Here is a 17,612-nt window from a genome sequence, read left to right on the forward strand (position 1 = left end):
CCCTTATAATGTTTATTCCCTCTTCGGGAAGAGGGGGGGCAGCTGTTGACCAACTGACCGCTCCTCTTTGTTCCCTACGGCATAATCGTACTGCAGACCACTGCGGAGGGGTAGTTACATGATTGTTGATCAGCTTGCAGTATTAGAGTTTTCCTCCCAAAACGTAAATGTGCAAGCTTTCGGCTAATCGGCAAGCGTACGGGCATTAGTGAGTCGCAGCAGAACAACCACCGCTTCTGCCCTGGTGACGGCTCTTACCGGTTCAAACCGGTTCCCGGAGCCGCCCTCCAAAAGCTGATCTTGCACAGCTTTGTAAACCGCAGGTTTTGCCCAGGCGGCAATCAGGCTGTCGTCGGCGAAGGTGCGAGAGTCTGCACGACTTTCTACGGATGCCGTTTTGCGAGGGAGTCGCGTAAGCAGTACCGCCAATTCCGTCCGGGTCATCAAGTCCCGAGGCCGGATCGTCCCGTTCTTGTATCCTTTCACCCAACCCGCCTGCGCCGCCAGGGTCACAGCCTGCTTCGCCCATTCGCTGATCTCGTTTGCATCGGCAAACGCAGCGGCCTCGGCCTCATCCGATTGCTCCGGTTGTACAGCCCGCGCCAGCAAAACCAAAAACTCCTCCCGGGTTACGGGGCGGTCAGGGCGAAAGGTAAAGTCTTCATATCCGCGCACCAGGCCCTCCGCTACAGCTTTATGGATGCTGTCCTCCGCCCAGTGGCCCTGGATATCGCTCAAACGGAAGACTTCCTGCCCGAGAATGGGGGGCGAAGGCTCTTCGGCGCTTTCGGTCTCGCCGTTCCCCTCGGCGGCAAGGGACTGCCCGTCAGTCACAGGCGGGGTTGAGGGAGGCAATGAGCTGCCCGGGGGTTCTTCTTCCAGAGGCAGAGCTCCCAGATCGAACAAATAAATTCCGTAAGGCGCCAGCTCCAGATGAGAGGCATCAACTGCCGCTCCCGTAATCAGTTCGTTGACGCTTCCGGCGGGCTGCCCGTTATAAACCGTCTGAATCTGCTTGGCTTCCCCTGTGTAGTTAACCACATTTAGCAAAAGCCTTCCATTATGTTCCGCGATCTGCCAACCCGCATCCCACACCAGTTGGCCCGTGGAAAGGTCCGTTAATGCAACCGGCAAAGCGTTCATTTGTCCCAGCAGTGGAAGCAGCGCGGAGCGGATATCGCCGCTTCCGGCCGAGGCGGACAGGATGACGGAGCGGCTGGCAAGTTGCCCGTGCAAGTTCATGTCCAGGGGCTGGTTATGCTCATCCTTCGTCAAAGACTCTCCACCGATAAGCACCACCTTGCCTCCCGCCCGGCTAAAGCTTTCTACGGCGGTCAGTGTTGCTGCGCTGACATGAGCGGCTGCCGGCACCACCAGCAGCTCATAATCGGTCAGCTTGCCGGCGGCAGCCTGCTTCTCCGTTACAAAGCCGATTCGTTGGCCGCTGTAGGCCAACGCCTGATAAGCCCGGCGGAGTGTTTCATCGTAATGGGTGTCGTACACCCCCGAGGCGAGGGAATACAAGATGGCCGTCCGCGGGACCACATTCTGCAGGGCCGTTACTTCTTTAGCCAGACGGTTGAGGTCGTGGTTGGTCCTGCCGATATCCACTACCACATCCGGTCGGTGAAGGAGACTCCCCTCGAAATCGCTTGTGGAATCATAGGTTCGCTCCCATACCCATCCGGTGGATGCGCTTCTGCCGTGGACCGCTCCCTGCCACAGCACGGCCCTTACCCGTTTGGCTTGATCTGGCATGTACTGGTCGTCCCCGTCTTTGATAAAATGATGCTCCGAGTTAAAAATCGGCGCCTTCTTAAAGGAACGCTGCAGATCATAGAAGCTCAGCTCTTTAATGAAGCCCTCCGGTCCATCTCCGATGAGATTGTAGGCATCGTTGCCGTTAATATCGCTTAGCTCGGAGAACTGCTCGTAGTCTACACCCCAGTTCAGACTGGACTCCAGATTGGCCATCACCTTGGCCTGCACCGGAAGATCGGGAGCCATGTCATGGATGATATCCGCCATCCATCGGTGCCAATCGGCAAACAGCCGGTTATTAAACGTCACCCAGTCATACACGGCTGGGGACGGCGCGATGGCGGACGGCATCAGCACTTCTCCAAAGGAAGCATAGGCAGTATCGTAGATCCGATTAAGCTCCTCTATGCTGCCATCGTACAATTCCTCTAGATAGGCTTGCCAGAATGGCAGATAATACGGATTACGATTGGACTGGTACACTGGCTCGTTGGTCAGCGTTATACTGTGCAAGGAGCTGTAGTCCTTTACCAGGGGAATCAAGGCTCGCAAATAATCCTCGATAATCTGCCTGGACAGCGGCTGGTCAATATTAAACTTAAGGAAACCAGTATGGGTGGCCGCCGTTTCCGGATGCTTCTTAAGCACCCAATCGGGAAAATAATGGGGAGACAAGAGCAGATTGACGGCAATATGGTTGTCCCTGGCGTTCTCTAGCACTCTGCCAATATCGTTTGCCACATTGGAGACAGACACCACGTAATCCTTGTCCGGGTCCGCTCCAGGCACCTCCGGAGACTGCTCAAACCCCGGATTGCGCACCAGATTCTCCACGCTTCCTTGCTCCGTAACACGCAGGTCGTCCAGCCAAAGGGTCTGCTCGTTTTCGGAAACCAGCATCAAGGTGAAGGATAACTCCGACGGGCCGGTCTTATAGGTGTAGGCGACTTCCTGCCAGTCATAAGTTCCCGTGGGCATGGCTTTCCTCAGCGCCCATCCCGGACCTCCCGGGAACCAGGCATTTTGTACATTCTCCCCTTTGACCCAAACCTTAAACTCGTATGTGGTATTAGGCTTGACCGGAATAGTTTGGCTGGCCATAAGATATATATTGGATTGCTTCGGAGACTCGTTTACCATCCTGAGGGACTGGTTCCCGCTGCGGCTGATCGATTCATCCAGGGCGATGCTCCCCTGGGCGCTACCGCTTGTTGTGAACTCGGGGATATAACCTTCCTTTGGAAAAATCATATGCCGCGGACCGGTTTCCACCTGAATCACGTTGGCGCCGTAGTCCTGAAGCTTGCCTATATCCAGCCTGGCTTGGTTAAAACCCAGGTACCCATTCAAGAAAATCGGCTGTTCTCCGGTCTCCCCGGTGCTGCGCACTTGGGCCGTCCCTGCAAAGCCATGCCCGGATTGCTCCAGCGGGCCCGTGACATAGCGGGGCGCCGTCTGAGGAGTTTTGGTTCCGTCCAGATAACCCTGCAATTGGGTCTCCGCCTCCAGATACAGCGCCTCCAGCGTTTCCGCCACATAGAGGGAGCGGGTCAGCCTGCCTTTGGCGGCATCCTCCTTGCCATAGACAACAAAATCCCGCAAAGCCGCATAGATGACCCGCTCGTAATCCGTGGACAGACCCTGAGCCTCTGCCTGCTCGAGTAAAGCCAGCAGTTGCGGCAATCTGGCCGACAATGCGTTCAGACGAACGGTCAGTTCGGCTTCGCTTGTTACTACCACCACCTTCTTCCTGCTTATTCTCTCCATACCCGTATCCCGGTCCGTCACCGTGGTTTCCGCCCAATACGCGCCTTGGACAGGAACAACATACGTGCCTTCTTTGGTAAATGCCATACCTGCGGGAACCGTCACATCCCGGTCAAGATCAAGCAACTGGGAGTAAATCGAAACGTTCCGCGGCTCGCCGCTGTAATTGACGAGATGAAGCTTGTAGGGAATTAGACTGCCGGTTTGTCCCTCGGCGGGGGTTTCCACCCAAAAGCTCCAGGGGTCCCCGACCGGTATCGGATACAGGTTTCCCAAGAGCTTTCCGTCCTTTACCTTACCGATGCCGCTGGTCCATTCCAGCCAGCCCCTGCGGCCGCCGCCGTCGTTGTCATTAATCAGAATGGAGAATGCGATCGGCCCTTCCGACGGCATGCCGGACGCAAAGATCGCCTGCCAGGGAAGCCGGGCTTCATAATACGTGTCATTGCCTGTCCTGACCGTATTGGCGACAACCGTTTCCTTGCCAAAGGAAGCGCTGCCGTTCCTCCAGCGCCACACCTGCGTTTGACCGTCTATCAGGTTAATACCGTATTCCGCGCCGTACACTCCATTTTCCCCGAAGGCAAATTGTATGCTGTCCCCGCTCCACATATCAATGCCGGCTGCGGCAAAATGGGTATTGTCCCTTACCTTTGCGGACAAATAAAAGTATTCCTGATCATATGCAAATTTTACATTGGCGGACAGATCCTCCGCTCCGCTCCATCCGGCCACCTGGTTCTGGTTGGTACCGGAATTTGGCAGCGCGATTCCGATGTTGCTGTCCCATTCCTCCAGGCTGCCGTCAACGACAATCCCCTCGGCCTGAAACAAGGGGGCATGGGCTCCAGCGCCCAGCCGCCCGAGGAAAAGGCTCCGCTCCTCCATGAGTTCGCCTTCTTCGCCCGTGCCTTCCTCCGTCTGCTTCATTCGGACGACGTTTATTTGATCCGCCAGATAATCAATGGATGCCCGTCCGTCCCACCCGGCAATCCCCGCTCCGGTTTTGGCATAGAGGGCAATCTGCACAATCCCGCTTCTTGTAGCGGATGCCGCAAATTCCAGCTTCACTCCGTTCCACTGCCCGGCCAGCAGCTTGGGCAGTTGCACCTCGTGCACCGAACCCGAGACATCCGTCAGCTTCAAAAAGATGGGCTCATTGCCCGAAACCGTTTGGGATAAAGGATAAACATCCATTGTAACCGTTGTCATTTTTGTCAAATTCAAAGGTTGAGTCAGGTTCAATATCATGCTCGCTTGGGTAGTTGGAACCCCTTCATTGGTGAAAGTAAGCTTGGCGGACTGCTCTCCCTCCGTTCTGGCATCATAAACCGTTTCCGCTGCCGTCATACCTGCAGGCGTCCATGCCGACAACTCTTCAAAACCGTCGAGGGGCATAATTTCCGCGATGCTGTCGAAGTCTCCGTTTTGGAGAAGATTCGCGTCTGCGTTCGCTTCCTTCAAGGAGATTTCATCAAGCCAAACTGTCGATTTGTCGTCCACAATAAGGCGGACCGTAAGCGTAGTTTCGTTGGGTCCTGTAGTGTAGGTTTGCGAGACATGCTTCCAGTCGAAAGTTCCCGTTCCCAGGCTGGTCCTCGCTCCCCAGTTCACCATCATGCTGACGCCTTTGACCCCGGCGCCTTTGCCCCATAAACTCAATTCGTAGACAGTACCGGGCTTGACCGCAACCGTCTGGGTCATGTTGAGATAGACCTCGGCAGCTTTTGCCGAGTTGTACGCTATCCGCAGCGAGTGCTCTCCCTCATGGGCTTCCATAGAATCCAACCCGAAGCTTGCAGCCGGCAGTCCCTTATAGGCGAAGGACCATGCCGGAATTATACGGCTTGTGTCTACTTGAGTATTTGCGTGGACAACGGCGGCGGCCCATTGCCCCGCTTGACCTGCCGTCCCCATTAGTAGCACTAGGGCCAAGAACCATATCATTGTTTTTTTACCCATTTTTTCGCCCTCCCGAGTTGATTTTGATTGAAACCTGTTTACCGGAATGCCGAAGCCCCCTTTCTTATAGCGATGGATAACACCTCCGAGGGAAGAACGAATGCGAACAATTCCCCCATACTCAATGTAGGGCAACCCGTTGGAACCGAGTAGTCGCAGTTTGTTGTCAAAGCTTGCCGGATGTTGGATTTGCCGTGAAGCATCAAAAATGCAAGCCCTGGCGTAAAATGCAAGTTGCCTTGTTCAGGCTCGCAAATTATGATGGATGGAGCGATTACAACCAAGGGAGGCGACAGCGGGTGAAGCGGAATATGGCATACAAGATCCAGATGATTTACGCTTCCCTCTTCATCCTGATTATTGCGAGCACGGTGCTGATTTCATATATAAGCGGAACGGAGCGCCTGGAGCGCGAGGTCATCGATTCCAACTTGCAGATGCTGAACCAGATCAATAAACGAATGGAGAGCACCCTTGAGGAGATCGACCGGGCGATCATCCAGATGCTGCAAACGGGGGATGCGGCATTTTTCTTTAATACGCCCCGCACAGGCGACCCCGAGTATCTGATCCGGCTGGACGGCATCCAATCCCAGATCAGCGGGCTCAAGCGCTCCTACCCCGTCATCCAGTCCATGTATCTGTATTCCCGGGCCAACGAAATGCTGCTGTCCGAAGAGCTGTATAACCCCACTTCCGAGGAAACGGATAAACATTGGATCAGTACGTTTTATACGGAAAACTTTTATTACAAATGGACGGCAAATCCTCTCTTTATGGAGAAAAACGTAAATCGCCACACGGTTACGCTAATCCGATTTTATCCCATGGCGGATAAGCCGAAGAACCGCAAGGGCGTTATCGCCGTCAACCTGCCCGAAACCATTCTGTCGGACATGTTCTCCGATTTGCAGTTCGGCAATAGCGGCAATGTGCTGATCACGGACGAGCAGGGGACCATCCTGTCCCACGCAGACAAATCCCGGATCGGCCGAAATATCGCCGAATACAAGCTGGGCGGGCAGGTGTTGTTCGAAAAAGACAGCGGCTTCACCAGGCACAAGAACGGCAAGGCTTCCGAGTGGGTATTCTATTCCTCTTCCGCCTATACGGGGTGGAAGCTGGTTTATGTGGTGTCTCAAGGCCAAATGAGCGGCCTGTTCCTCGCCATCCGCAATATTCTCTTGGCTTTAGCGGGCATAATGGTGCTGTTGTCGGTGGGATCCGTCGTGTTGGTCAACAAGACCTGGTTCACTCCCATGGAGCGGTTCATCAATAAGGTGGAGAGCCTGTTCAGCAAGCGCGACGGGGGGACGGCGACAGGGGCAGGCAGTTTGCGGCCGGATTTCAACCGCCTGGAGGGCACAATCCGAGATGTGTTGACCGGCTATTCCGATGCGGTGCGCCAGCTTCAGGAGAGCAAACCTGCTCTGAAACTTCAGATTTTGTTTGATATCGTCACGGGCCATCGGACCCGATATGATCTGGCCAAGCCCTACTTTGACCATATCGGCCTGGAGCTGTACCTCGGTCATTACATAGTAATGATTGCCGAATTGGACAACAAGGTCCTTCTGGAGAAAATATCCGACCTGAACCCGTATCTCTACGCAGTCGGCAATGTTGCGGAAGAGCTGATGAAGGAAAGAGGCGAGGCGCTTAAAGGCGGGGCTGTGCAAATCAACGAGTATCAGGCGGTGATTTTGATCAGCTTCCTGGAGGAAGATTCGGCTGCGAACATGGAGCAGGCCGTGACATTCGCCCATTCGCTGCTGGACGCTGTCCAGACGTATATCAAACATTCCGTAAGCATCGGCATCGGCAGCTACAGCCGCCGCTTCGCAGACATTAAAGACTCGTACCAGGCAGCCCAGCAATGCATCCATTACAAGCTGGTGGCCGGACCGGGCACGATTATTACCGGAAATGACATATCCGCGCTGGACGGGGCGGGTTTGATGGAGTTGTTCGATTTGGCAGACCAATTGCAGGAAGCGGTTTGGCAGACCAATCCGGACAAGGTGGCCGAGCTGCTGTCCGCAATATTCGTTATGGCCGCACAGTGCCGCTTCGCCGACAAAACCATGGTTCAGTTCGCCCTCCAGCTCATATACCGAACCGGCAAAAAAGTAGCCGACCCGGCTCTTTTGGAACGCCTCCAGTCCGGCCATACGGAAATCGAGGGGCGGTTGGCCCGAACCGGGAGCCTCTCCGACATGCGGGAGTATTTGCTTGAGCTGATGGAGAATATGGTAGAAGCCTTGGTCGAAAAGCGCAACTCCAAAACCAAAACGGATGAGCTGATAGCCCGGATCACGGCTTATATTTCCCTGCATTACGGTCAAAGCGGGCTGTCTCTGAACCTGCTGTCCGAGGAATTTGCCATCAGTTCCAACCATCTGAGCAAAATATTCAAACAAAGCACCGGCATCAATTTTGTGGACTATGTGATTGCCATACGGATGCAGGAGGCTCAAAGGCTGCTATTAGAAGGCCCTTCCACCGTTAACCAGATTGCGGAACAGGTAGGCTATACCAATGTGACAAGTTTCATGCGGAGCTTCAAAAAGTTTTCCGGCATGACGCCCTCGGAATACCGGCAGGCGGAGCGGGCGTAGCGGAGTCGCATAATATCCTAACATTAAAAAAGGGCTGTCGTCGGTAGTGTACCGACGACAGCTTCAGCGCACGCTTTTTTAATGTCTCCAAAAAATGGAGCTTGACCAGTGAGTAGCCTGGTTATGGGGTGATTGTTTATCTGGCTTGCAGCATCCGGTAGATCAGCGCTGCCGCTTCGGCTCGCGTGGCCGCCGCCTGCGGCTTCAGCTTGCCGCCGTTGCCGTTCACCAGCCCTAGCTCCGTCAATGCGATGATACTCTCCTTCGCATAGTCGGATACTTCCGCGGCGTCCGCGAACCCGGCGAGATTGCCCGCAGCGGAGGTTGCAGCTTCTATTCTCGCCGCATTCATAGCTCTTGCCGCTATCACTATCATTTCCTCTCGGGTGATGGCAGATTCGGGACGGAAGCTGCCGCCGGGCATGCCTTGTACGATGCCAAGGCGTTCCGCTATGCCGACTTCGCCGTAATAATAGGCTTTGTCGCTGACATCCGGGAACGACGCCTCCCCTCTTGCCGACAGTCCCAGCGCTCGGACGATCATTGTGACGAAGTCGGCCCGCTTCACGCTCGCGGATGGCTGGAAGGTTGACGCCGTCGTCCCCTTGATTATTCCTCTGGCTGCCAGAACTCCAATCTCGTCGCTAGCCCAGCTGTAGCCGTTTAAATCCCGGAAAACATGCTCACTCAGAACGGGCGCATACCGGCCGATATGCGTCGTCCGGAAGACGAAGGCAGCGAGCTCCGGGTCATAATAGGCATTGGAAATCGGCTGCGTGACCCCCGACTCATCCAGATGCCAGATCGTCAGCTTCTCCAGCAGTCCAGGATCGGAAAGCTCGGCGGCGCTTGGTTTGTATGGCAACTTAACAGTAACGGGAGAATCCGGATTGCTCCACTTCAGCGTCTGGCCGTCCGAAAGCACCTTTATATCCAGGATTGGACGATCGCCGATAGCGCGACGCGCCTCATTACTCAGACCATTCACATGTTCCGCCTTCAACAGCTCGAACTGAAATGTCGCCTTCCCGCTCTCGCCGAGCTCGCCGCTGGCAAACATATCTCCTGCAGCTTCAATGCTCGCCACCTCCGACATAATTATTACAGGTTTGTTCGTCCCGTCAAAGGTGGCTTCGACCGCAGCTGTAACAGGCGTGGGAGACGGACTTATCGTAGCCTTTGGAGTTGGCGTCGGCTGTATGATCGTGGACGGCGATGTTGGCGTCGGAGAAGCTGTTGGCCCCGGCACATCAGCAGGATGGAACCGAATCTCGCTTATGCTGTTCCATGCATTCGCCGAGTTCCCATAACCGACATACTTCACGAATCTTGCGTTCATTGGCGCTGCAAGCTCGAACAATTCGAACGTGCTTGTCGTTCCGTTGGAATTGCCGGCCGGATTGAGAGAGTAACCGGTCGTCCATTGCATTCCGTCCAGAGAGAAAGCCAGCTCAAACTTCGATTTGCGGGTATGCCCGTTGTAGAACGCGATACTGACTGCTCCTACATGATGAACAGCGCCCAAGTCTGCCATCATCCATTGCCCTTCGCCGCTGGCAGACCAGCGTGTATCGTAGTCGCCGTCGAGCACGTTCTCCACGACGTTGCCATCGTCACCGCTTGAACTGACCAGGGAGACGGGCAGTACCTCCTCATCCGTATGGACCGGCACTGCCGACACAACCGCGATCGTTCTTGTCAGTGTAACGGCTCCAAGCGTGACGCTGACCGTCACATTGGCCGTTCCGGGAGTGATCGCTTCTAAGGATCCGTCCACTCCTGCCGTGAGAACTTCTGGCTGGGAAGACGAGTACGAAATCGCCGCTTCATCCATATCCGCTTCTGTCCCGTCAGACATCAGCCCCGTAACGGACAAAAAGGCTTCCGTGCCTGCATCCAGCTTTAAGCCGCTTTTCCAGCCCGGTCTCGTCCTGTCCGGCTGAAGCGCGATTTCTGCCAATACGGCCGGCGAATCCGCTGCTCGGAGATGCAGGGCATACAGCGCCGTCGCTGCTCCGTCCGCCGAAGTGACTTGTAGGGTCGCCGTTCCGGGAAGCGAATCCGGAAGCGCGAGCTCTACTGCAGCCCCTGCCACGGAAGTCGTTGCCTGGATCGCGGGTACATTTACAGTGCCAAAAGGCAGTTCTATGTCGTAGACGCGTTTGCCAGGCTGAAAGCCTGTAAGCGGATTGCCGCCTAGCTTGATCGACTGCAGCTCCGTCGGCATCCGTTCCATGCGCCTGGCAAGCTGGTCCTCGTACAACGAGGAAGGAAACAGCCGGTCGCCTTGCCCGATGCCTTCGGCGAAATCGATTGGCGCCGTTATTTTACCGGAGTGAATATCCGGGGTTATGCGGATTTCGGCATCGTTGCCGCTTGTTCCGATGATGTATCCGTAGCCGTGCTGCCTGGAGTCGACGATAATGCCGGTGCCGTCCATCGCTTCATATCCTAGCGTATTCCAGATGACCGTCTGCGAAGTCGTATGTCCGTGCTTGTAATTGGGCTGCGAGGATGGATATGGCCTTACGCTGGCTTCGATCCGGTCTCCGTACAGCTGCATGCCGTCAAGCAGGTTGGAAGCGCTCAAATATTGATGAAAGTCGATGACATGCGTCGGTTCGACCGATATAGAATTTCGTATGACGTTGCCATTCGTCCGCATATGGGAGAACGTGTAGTTGTGGCGTCCTTCCACCGCTTTGGCATTCAGAATGAGATTGTCGTTGCCGACCAGCTCGAAGAGATAGCCATTGCCGCCAGCGCCGCGGAACAACGGCTTCTGCATGACGCAATCCACAATCGTCACGTTGCGCGTATTCGACGTATGAATGCCGCTGGACAGCAGATGGTAGTCATAGTCCTCATTGTTGGAAGCCGGTCTGTAGGAATGTACGTTCCGCGCCCAAGCATCGGCAACTCTCACGAAGTTGACCGCATTGGTGCCCGCCACTTGGAAACCGGCCGTTCCTTCCTTCGTATCGTCGCTCTCTCCGATGCCTGGCGTCAGGTTCTGCACATTGCCGATGGACAGATGCTCGACTCCGACGTCCGTGACGGGCGGATTCAGCTTATACACTCTCGCGGAGTCCCGCACCTTAAGCGGATATCGCGTCGGAATATCGATCGTCAGCGTATGCGTCTCGGCATCAATCGCCACGACTTGACGATAAAACGTAATCCCTTCGTTGCCGATATACGTCGCCCACCAGTCGGCCATATCATGCTCTGCGATAAAATCGGTCGTATACCGATTGCTAATCGTCACCCAATCGCCTGTCCGATAAGCCGATGAATCCTGAACGGGAATCGTGACCGTCGGCTCCGGCAGATCGGTACGAATATTCGTTTCCGTTCCAGGTACCGCCTGGAAGCCAGCGCCTTCCGAGATGACGGTAATAATATCTTTGCCCCTCATGACCGGCTCGTCGTTGAACAGAAATGTTTCCTTTGGGCCGGCTCCCCGAAGAACGACGCCGCTTCGGTTCAGCTTCAGCGATTGGTTGTTTGTGCCTTGCGGCTTTATTCTATAGGTGCCGGCAGGCAAGAATACGACACCTCCTCCGGCTTCGCCTATATCGTCAATCGCAGCTTGAATCGCAGCCGTTGCATCCGTCGTTCCCGTCTTGTCGGCGTTATACGGCGCCTCCGTGACATCAACGATATCTCCGGGCACAACATCCGGAATAGGTTCCAGCCCTTTGCGATACCCTGCATACGAGAAGTCGTGCAAGAATCGACCTTCCCCGTCCTTATAGCCGGGATACCAATCCTCTGGATACAAGCTGCTGCGCCCGTTCTCCTCCAGCTCCTTATAGACAGGATCCGCAGGCGGCTCAAGCTCGTCTGCGCTTAATACGAGCTGCGGCGGATAGGCGCCGCCCTCGTATTCTTTGCTGGCGAACGAAGTGAAGCCATCGCTTTGCACGACAAGGCCAAGCTCTGTCTGGCCAGCCGCGGCCTTCACGTATTCCGTTACATCCAGCTCGTAATATTTGGCGCCAAGCAGCCGGTCATCCGCATTGCCCGTTGCCGCGGTAGAGAACGTTACGGGACTGCCGTTCCGCTGGATCTCCCCTCCAATAGGAGGCGCGTTGTTCCAGGTTAGCGTCGATTCACTCCATGACGTGTCGCTCAGCTCATGAGCCGATACGACCCGATTATACCGCGTATCGTTGTTGAACAAGCGAAGCGTTGCAGATCCGATATCGGCGACCTCTTCGTCCTCCAAGTCGAATTTCAGGTAAATAATCCGTTCGTTAGCGTTGTTCGAGGCAACCTGAACGGAGGTGCTTGCTCCGTTGATCTTGTCTCTTCGCGCCTCGTCTTGTCCTTCGATGAACGAGTCATCCGTCGGGATCAATATGACGTTCTCTTGAACATCTGTAACGAGCGTGTTAAGTACAGGCACCTCTGTGCCGAGTCCGTAACTCGGAGCCTCCGATCCTGCTTGACTTGTTGCAGCTTCCGGGTCGACCTCGTTCGCATGAACCGGCACTGCGATACTTGCCAGCAGTGCGAGCGACAATATCGCTGCGGTCCCTTTCCTCCGCCACATACGGGTAGTTCGGCTTCCCTTGCTTCTCATCCCCAGTTCCCCTTTCGCCCATGCCAAGTTTTGGTTGACGGGGTTTATGGTAACGGATGGGCCACGGTAACGATACTATCAATTTGTTAGATTGGGGGTCAGCGGCTCGTAATCCTCACTATCTATTTTCTAGACGAACACTACGTTTTCCATATTGCTGGAATCAACACAAGCCAATCTGGAAAAAACACAAGTCTTCATAATTGGAAATCCCCCCCCAGAAGCTCAAACGCTCCACTGCAGCCACTTCCCATGTTCCAAGTCGGTCCCAGCGACTGGTTCCTTTACAAGAAAAAAGCCCCGAACAGCCCAATCAGGCTGTCCGAAGCTTTTGGTTAGCAGTATGGTCATGCGGTCTAGCGAACGTTAATCCTCGTCCTCGTCATCCGACAACGATTCGCCGCGTTCCTTCGCTTCCAGATATTCCTGGGTGGCGCGATCGCGTGCACGGCTCTTCTCCTTAAGGCGCTCGATGGCCGGAAGGATCAGAATGTCGATCTCCTTCTGCACCGTATAAGCCAGATCGTAACGGGTCTGCGACTCCAGGTAGGAGCCAACCTCGATCAAGGCGTTATAACGATCGAGCTCGTCTCTCGTTAACAAGCCGCGGACTTGTACGCTGCAGTGGCGCATTACAGGAATTTGCCTTTACGCAGGACAAGCGGAATGCCGCCGATAATGAACAGGTAACGAAGGTCGATTGCCTTTTTCAGCCAAGCAGCTACGCGGCCTTTGTATTTCTTGCCGAACGCGATGCCAATCGCTTCGCCTTTGCCCAGGGATGCAACCGTTCCTTTGTTGGAGAACGAGAACGTCTTAAGCGGCTGATTGCGAATGGAAGCTACCAGGTTGTTCGCGCAAATAACGCCTTGCTGCATGGCGATCTGTGCAGTCGGCGGATATGGACGGCCTTCTGGGTTGAACATCAGCGAGTTGTCGCCTACGATATAAACGTTCTCGGAGCCAGGGCTGCGCAGGAATTCGTCGACCTTGACGCGTCCGCGCATCGTTTCGAAGCCCGCTTCCTCGATCAAGCGGTTGCCGCGGATGCCGCCGGTCCAGATAACCGTCTGCGACTTGATTTCTTCGCCTTCGCCAACGATAACGCCATCCGGCGAACATTCTTTGATGGCCGTGCCGATGCGGAATGTAACGCCCTTCTTCGTCAGAACGTCCATCGCATATTCAACCAGCTCCGGATCGAAGCCTGGAAGAGCCGTAGGAGCGGCTTCAACGTTGTAGATCTTGACAAGCGTCGGATCAACGTCGAATTGTTTGCACAGCTCTGGAATGCGGTCGGAGAGCTCTCCGATAAACTCGATGCCGGTAAAGCCCGCTCCGCCGACAACGAAAGTCAGGTAATCGGTGCGATGCGGCTCGCGCTTGTAACGCGCGAATTGATATTCGATATGTTCGCGGATCAAGCGAACGGAGTTAATGCTGCGGATGTTCATGGCATGTTCGCCCAAGCCAGGGATACCGAAAGTTTCCGGTTCGCCGCCAAGACCGATTACAAGGTAATCGTAAGACAGCGTTCCGTCTTCCAGTATAACCTTTTTGTCTTGCGGACGAATTTGGACGACTGTCGATTTAACGAAGTCGATCTTAAATTCATCGATCAGCTTGGAGATGCTGACGCGCGCGTTTTCCGGATTGTCCGTGCCGGCTGCAGGCATGTGCAGATGCGTCGTGATATAGTGATAATCGTGTTTGTTGACCAGTGTGACGTCGGCTTCATTATAATTCAGCTCTTTTTGCAGACGAAGCGCAGTCAGCACGCCTCCGTAGCCAGCGCCAAGAATTACAATTTTCGGTATGTTGCTCATTGTGGGATCCCATCCATTCGTTTTTTTCTTTTCAATTTAGATAAACTTGTGAAAAATTACACAAACATAATCGAAAAAGTAAGATAACTTTCAGTAGTTTGTGTCCTCATAACCATTATCATGCAAAGGAGCCAAAAACGTTTTTGGAAATTTCGACGGCGTTTGCCGTTTTTCTCCTTAGACCATCTCACATATACATCAGACATATTACAGACTTTTGAACAAAGTTTCAAGGGTATTTTATACGAAAATGTTTAGAACACTGTACAAATGAAAAATCCCTTCTAAATAATGTTCTTGCCGATCATATCATTTGACTCCTGGCCTCGACCTCACAAATTTTATAATTGCAGAAAAGTTATATATATCATACTCTCAGGCAAAGGCTTATAATGATAACCGTAACACTCAATTTACGGAGGTGCAGACAGTTGTCGGAGCAAGTAAATGAAAACGCTGTGGTTGATATTCTCATTATCGGAGGAGGACCTGCGGGGATGTTCGCCGCGTTCTATGGCGGCATGCGCCAGGCATCCGTAAAAATAATCGAAAGCATGCCTCAGCTAGGCGGTCAGCTAGCCGCTCTTTATCCTGAAAAATATATATACGATGTAGCAGGGTTCCCTAAAGTGACTGCACAAGAGCTCGTCGATCGGCTTAAGGAGCAAATCGATCTGTTCAAACCCGAGATATGTTTGGAAGAAAAAGTCGTAGCCGTAGTAAAAAAAGATGAACGTTTATTCGAGGTGACGACGGATCGGACCGTCCATTATGCCAAAGCGGTTATTATTACGGCAGGCGTAGGCGCATTCGAGCCTCGTCGTTTGGATCTTCCGGAAGCGGCCAGGTTCGAGGGCAGGAACCTCCATTACTTTGTAGGGGACTTGCAGCGCTTCAAGGACAAGCGCGTTCTGATCAGCGGAGGCGGAGATTCCGCCGTGGACTGGTCTCTCATGCTGGAGCCGATCGCAAAGAGCGTCACACTCATTCATCGCCGCGACAAATTCCGCGCCCACGAGCACAGCGTGGAGAACTTGATGAACTCCAGCGTAAACGTCGTTACGCCCAAAGAAATTACGGCTTTGCACGGTGAGGATGTCATTACGAAGGTCACGCTCACAGACGTCAAATCGAACGAAACCTCCGATCTTGATGTAGATGCCGTCATCGTCAACTTCGGCTTTGTCTCGTCTCTGGGACCAATCGCAGAATGGGGCATCAACATTCAAGGCGGCTCTATCGTCGTCGATACGCGGATGGAGACGAACATTGCAGGCCTCTTCGCGGCAGGCGATATTACGACCTACCCCGGCAAGCTTAAGCTCATTGCCGTCGGCTTTGGCGAAGCCCCGACCGCCATCAACAACGCAAAGGTATATATCGATCCAAGCGCGAAGCTCTCGCCGGGCCATAGCAGCAATATGAAACTGTAGGTTGGCCCGCGCGGCCAACTCTGGCGCAACATACATTACAAGGTTAAGGGTATCCTAAACTTGGCGATACGGGAGCGCGGTACGGCATCAGCCGTCCGAACGCGAAACGTGTAAGAGGGGCAATTGCTGCCTTTTCGTCCGAGGAGGGTACCCTTATGTTATGTCCGTTATGCAACGGAATTGTTGATACTATACAACTATGCGATATATGCGGAGGCGTGCTTACGGAATGCGGCAGATTAACGGATTGGACAGGACCTTACGAGCCTTACGGCCCACTGTCTGCCGGTCCCGAGACCGGGAGACCTTATGATGCCTCTGGAGCTACATGCATCCATATTGTCTACTGTGAAAGCTGCGGGCATCTTGGCGAGGTCATGGTGGCCGGCTGGCCTGTAGGTTGATTGTCAGGTCCGGCATGGGAAGTCAGAATTCCCGGGAAATCAGGCCGGCTGTCTGCGATTCGCGTGAGCGGCGATATCCACGCCTCTGCGCTTTACTTCAATAGCAAGCATTCGTATGAAATCGGGCTCCAGCTTATATTCAATAGCGGCAAAATAGGTGTCAATAAGCAGGTCGTCGGATAATAATTCCATCATGAAACCTCCTTTTTTCCATCTCTTCCCTTTACAATTTTTAGTGTAGCATGCGACGAAATTCGGGACAACACGCCTTATTATGCACATAGGGATGTGGATACACTGTTAATGAAGTGTGAATAGATATCATAAAATGAGCAAAATCAGATGGTACAATGTGGATAGACTTATCCACATCCCAAATAAGCTTCTATTCAATAAAAAACTTTAATCACCTTTTATAGTTCTATTAACGAAACTATTAGCATAGCTGCTAATTTAGACTTGGAAAGACGAGAAAAAGACGGAGCCTCCTCCGTCTTCCGTTAATGCGGCCTCGTATTGACTTCAAAGATCCATATTTTCCCGTTTCTATCGATCCCGTAATCGAAACCTAATTGCCCGATTCCAGGATACTTCCGCTCCAGCACCCGGGTCGATATAACCGTCAGAGCACGCATCTTTGCTTTTTTCCCCTTCACCTGCGATGCGCCGAGCGAAGCACGAATGCCTTGTCCGGCAGTCACCATGTCTCCTCCCTGGCTGAGGTTGGTCACGAACAATCCCCGTCTCGCGATACGGCCGACAAGCGAGCGATACTCCCAACCCGAACGAGTCTTCACGTATTTGACACGATAATCGATCGGTCTGCCGTTTACGGTAGCCAGTTGAATGCCCTTTTGAATCAAATAGCCCCTTTTCCCCGTTCGGCTGCCAAGCGCATGGACAAGTCCATCAAACGTCTGGAAACGCTGTGTGCGATCGCGGTACGTATGCGTAAATCCTCCGAGGTCCCTCGTTACCTTGATGACACCGCCTCCGCCGGATCCGACGATCGGCTTGACGACCACCATGCCATGCTGCTGGAGCATGCTCATTAGAGCATAAGGGCTATATTTCCGCGTTGGCGGAATATGCTGCACGAGCGACGGCTCGGCGAGCAGCGCTTCCGTCTTCGCCCACTTGCTTGCGAGCTGCCTGCCTCCATGATTATGAATAATCATTTTAAGAGCTCCTTCCCTGCTAGAGGTTGTTCAAAAAGTCCAATTTTGATTACGAAGTAACTCGGGAAGTATCTC

Annotated in this window: 9 protein-coding genes; 3 read left to right on the plus strand and 6 right to left on the minus strand. The window is 53.8% G+C overall.

Annotation, left to right across the window (positions count from 1 at the left end; genetic code table 11):
* Positions 1-183: 183 nt before the first annotated feature.
* Positions 184-5,490 carry an S-layer homology domain-containing protein gene (locus tag H7F31_RS26890; RefSeq protein ID WP_187101309.1) on the minus strand — a complete coding sequence of 1,769 codons (5,307 nt, stop codon included), beginning with the start codon at positions 5,488-5,490 and terminating at the stop codon, positions 184-186.
* 299 nt (positions 5,491-5,789) lie between these two features.
* Here H7F31_RS26890 and H7F31_RS26895 point away from each other — a divergent pair, with 299 nt between their 5' ends.
* Positions 5,790-8,108: a helix-turn-helix domain-containing protein gene (locus H7F31_RS26895; RefSeq protein WP_187101310.1), complete on the plus strand. Its 2,319-nt coding sequence runs from the start codon at positions 5,790-5,792 to the stop codon at positions 8,106-8,108.
* 136 nt (positions 8,109-8,244) lie between these two features.
* On the opposite strand, the gene H7F31_RS26900 is transcribed toward H7F31_RS26895, so the two are convergent.
* From H7F31_RS26900 to H7F31_RS26910, 3 genes are all read right to left on the minus strand, one after another.
* Positions 8,245-12,696 carry an S-layer homology domain-containing protein gene (locus H7F31_RS26900; protein WP_187101311.1) on the minus strand — a complete coding sequence of 1,484 codons (4,452 nt, stop codon included), beginning with the start codon at positions 12,694-12,696 and terminating at the stop codon, positions 8,245-8,247.
* A gap of 366 nt (positions 12,697-13,062) precedes the next feature.
* Positions 13,063-13,329, minus strand: coding sequence for a hypothetical protein (locus H7F31_RS26905; protein ID WP_087570562.1), 267 nt, complete (start codon positions 13,327-13,329; stop codon positions 13,063-13,065).
* Complete coding sequence (locus H7F31_RS26910) at positions 13,329-14,522, minus strand: NAD(P)/FAD-dependent oxidoreductase (protein ID WP_087570561.1); 1,194 nt, start codon at positions 14,520-14,522, stop codon at positions 13,329-13,331. Before H7F31_RS26910 ends, H7F31_RS26905 begins: the two co-directional genes overlap by 1 nt.
* Positions 14,523-14,953: 431 nt before the next feature.
* Here H7F31_RS26910 and H7F31_RS26915 point away from each other — a divergent pair, with 431 nt between their 5' ends.
* Positions 14,954-15,955, plus strand: coding sequence for an NAD(P)/FAD-dependent oxidoreductase (locus H7F31_RS26915; protein WP_261800146.1), 1,002 nt, complete (start codon positions 14,954-14,956; stop codon positions 15,953-15,955).
* Between the two features lie 155 nt (positions 15,956-16,110).
* Positions 16,111-16,359: a hypothetical protein gene (locus H7F31_RS26920; protein WP_187101313.1), complete on the plus strand. Its 249-nt coding sequence runs from the start codon at positions 16,111-16,113 to the stop codon at positions 16,357-16,359.
* Between the two features lie 39 nt (positions 16,360-16,398).
* On the opposite strand, the gene H7F31_RS26925 is transcribed toward H7F31_RS26920, so the two are convergent.
* Both H7F31_RS26925 and H7F31_RS26930 read right to left on the minus strand, forming a co-directional pair.
* Positions 16,399-16,551, minus strand: a complete 153-nt coding sequence (locus H7F31_RS26925) for a sporulation histidine kinase inhibitor Sda (protein WP_087570559.1) — start codon at positions 16,549-16,551, stop codon at positions 16,399-16,401.
* A gap of 308 nt (positions 16,552-16,859) precedes the next feature.
* The gene (locus H7F31_RS26930; RefSeq protein ID WP_187101314.1) at positions 16,860-17,537 is read right to left on the minus strand and encodes a YheC/YheD family protein; all 678 of its coding nucleotides are present in this window, start codon (positions 17,535-17,537) and stop codon (positions 16,860-16,862) included.
* Positions 17,538-17,612 lie beyond the last annotated feature (75 nt).

The sequence above is a fragment of the Paenibacillus sp. PAMC21692 genome (assembly GCF_014303795.1).
Taxonomy (GTDB): Bacteria; Bacillota; Bacilli; order Paenibacillales; family Paenibacillaceae; genus Pristimantibacillus; species Pristimantibacillus agaridevorans.

Excerpts from the sequence above, each read along its gene's own strand:
- H7F31_RS26925 (WP_087570559.1), bottom strand. The coding sequence starts at position 16,551 with ATGGAATTATTATCCGACGACCTGCTTATTGACACCTATTTTGCCGCT.
- H7F31_RS26890 (WP_187101309.1), bottom strand. The coding sequence starts at position 5,490 with ATGGGTAAAAAAACAATGATATGGTTCTTGGCCCTAGTGCTACTAATG.
- H7F31_RS26905 (WP_087570562.1), bottom strand. The coding sequence starts at position 13,329 with ATGCGCCACTGCAGCGTACAAGTCCGCGGCTTGTTAACGAGAGACGAG.
- H7F31_RS26920 (WP_187101313.1), top strand. The coding sequence starts at position 16,111 with ATGTTATGTCCGTTATGCAACGGAATTGTTGATACTATACAACTATGC.
- H7F31_RS26930 (WP_187101314.1), bottom strand. The coding sequence starts at position 17,537 with ATGATTATTCATAATCATGGAGGCAGGCAGCTCGCAAGCAAGTGGGCG.
- H7F31_RS26910 (WP_087570561.1), bottom strand. The coding sequence starts at position 14,522 with ATGAGCAACATACCGAAAATTGTAATTCTTGGCGCTGGCTACGGAGGC.
- H7F31_RS26900 (WP_187101311.1), bottom strand. The coding sequence starts at position 12,696 with ATGAGAAGCAAGGGAAGCCGAACTACCCGTATGTGGCGGAGGAAAGGG.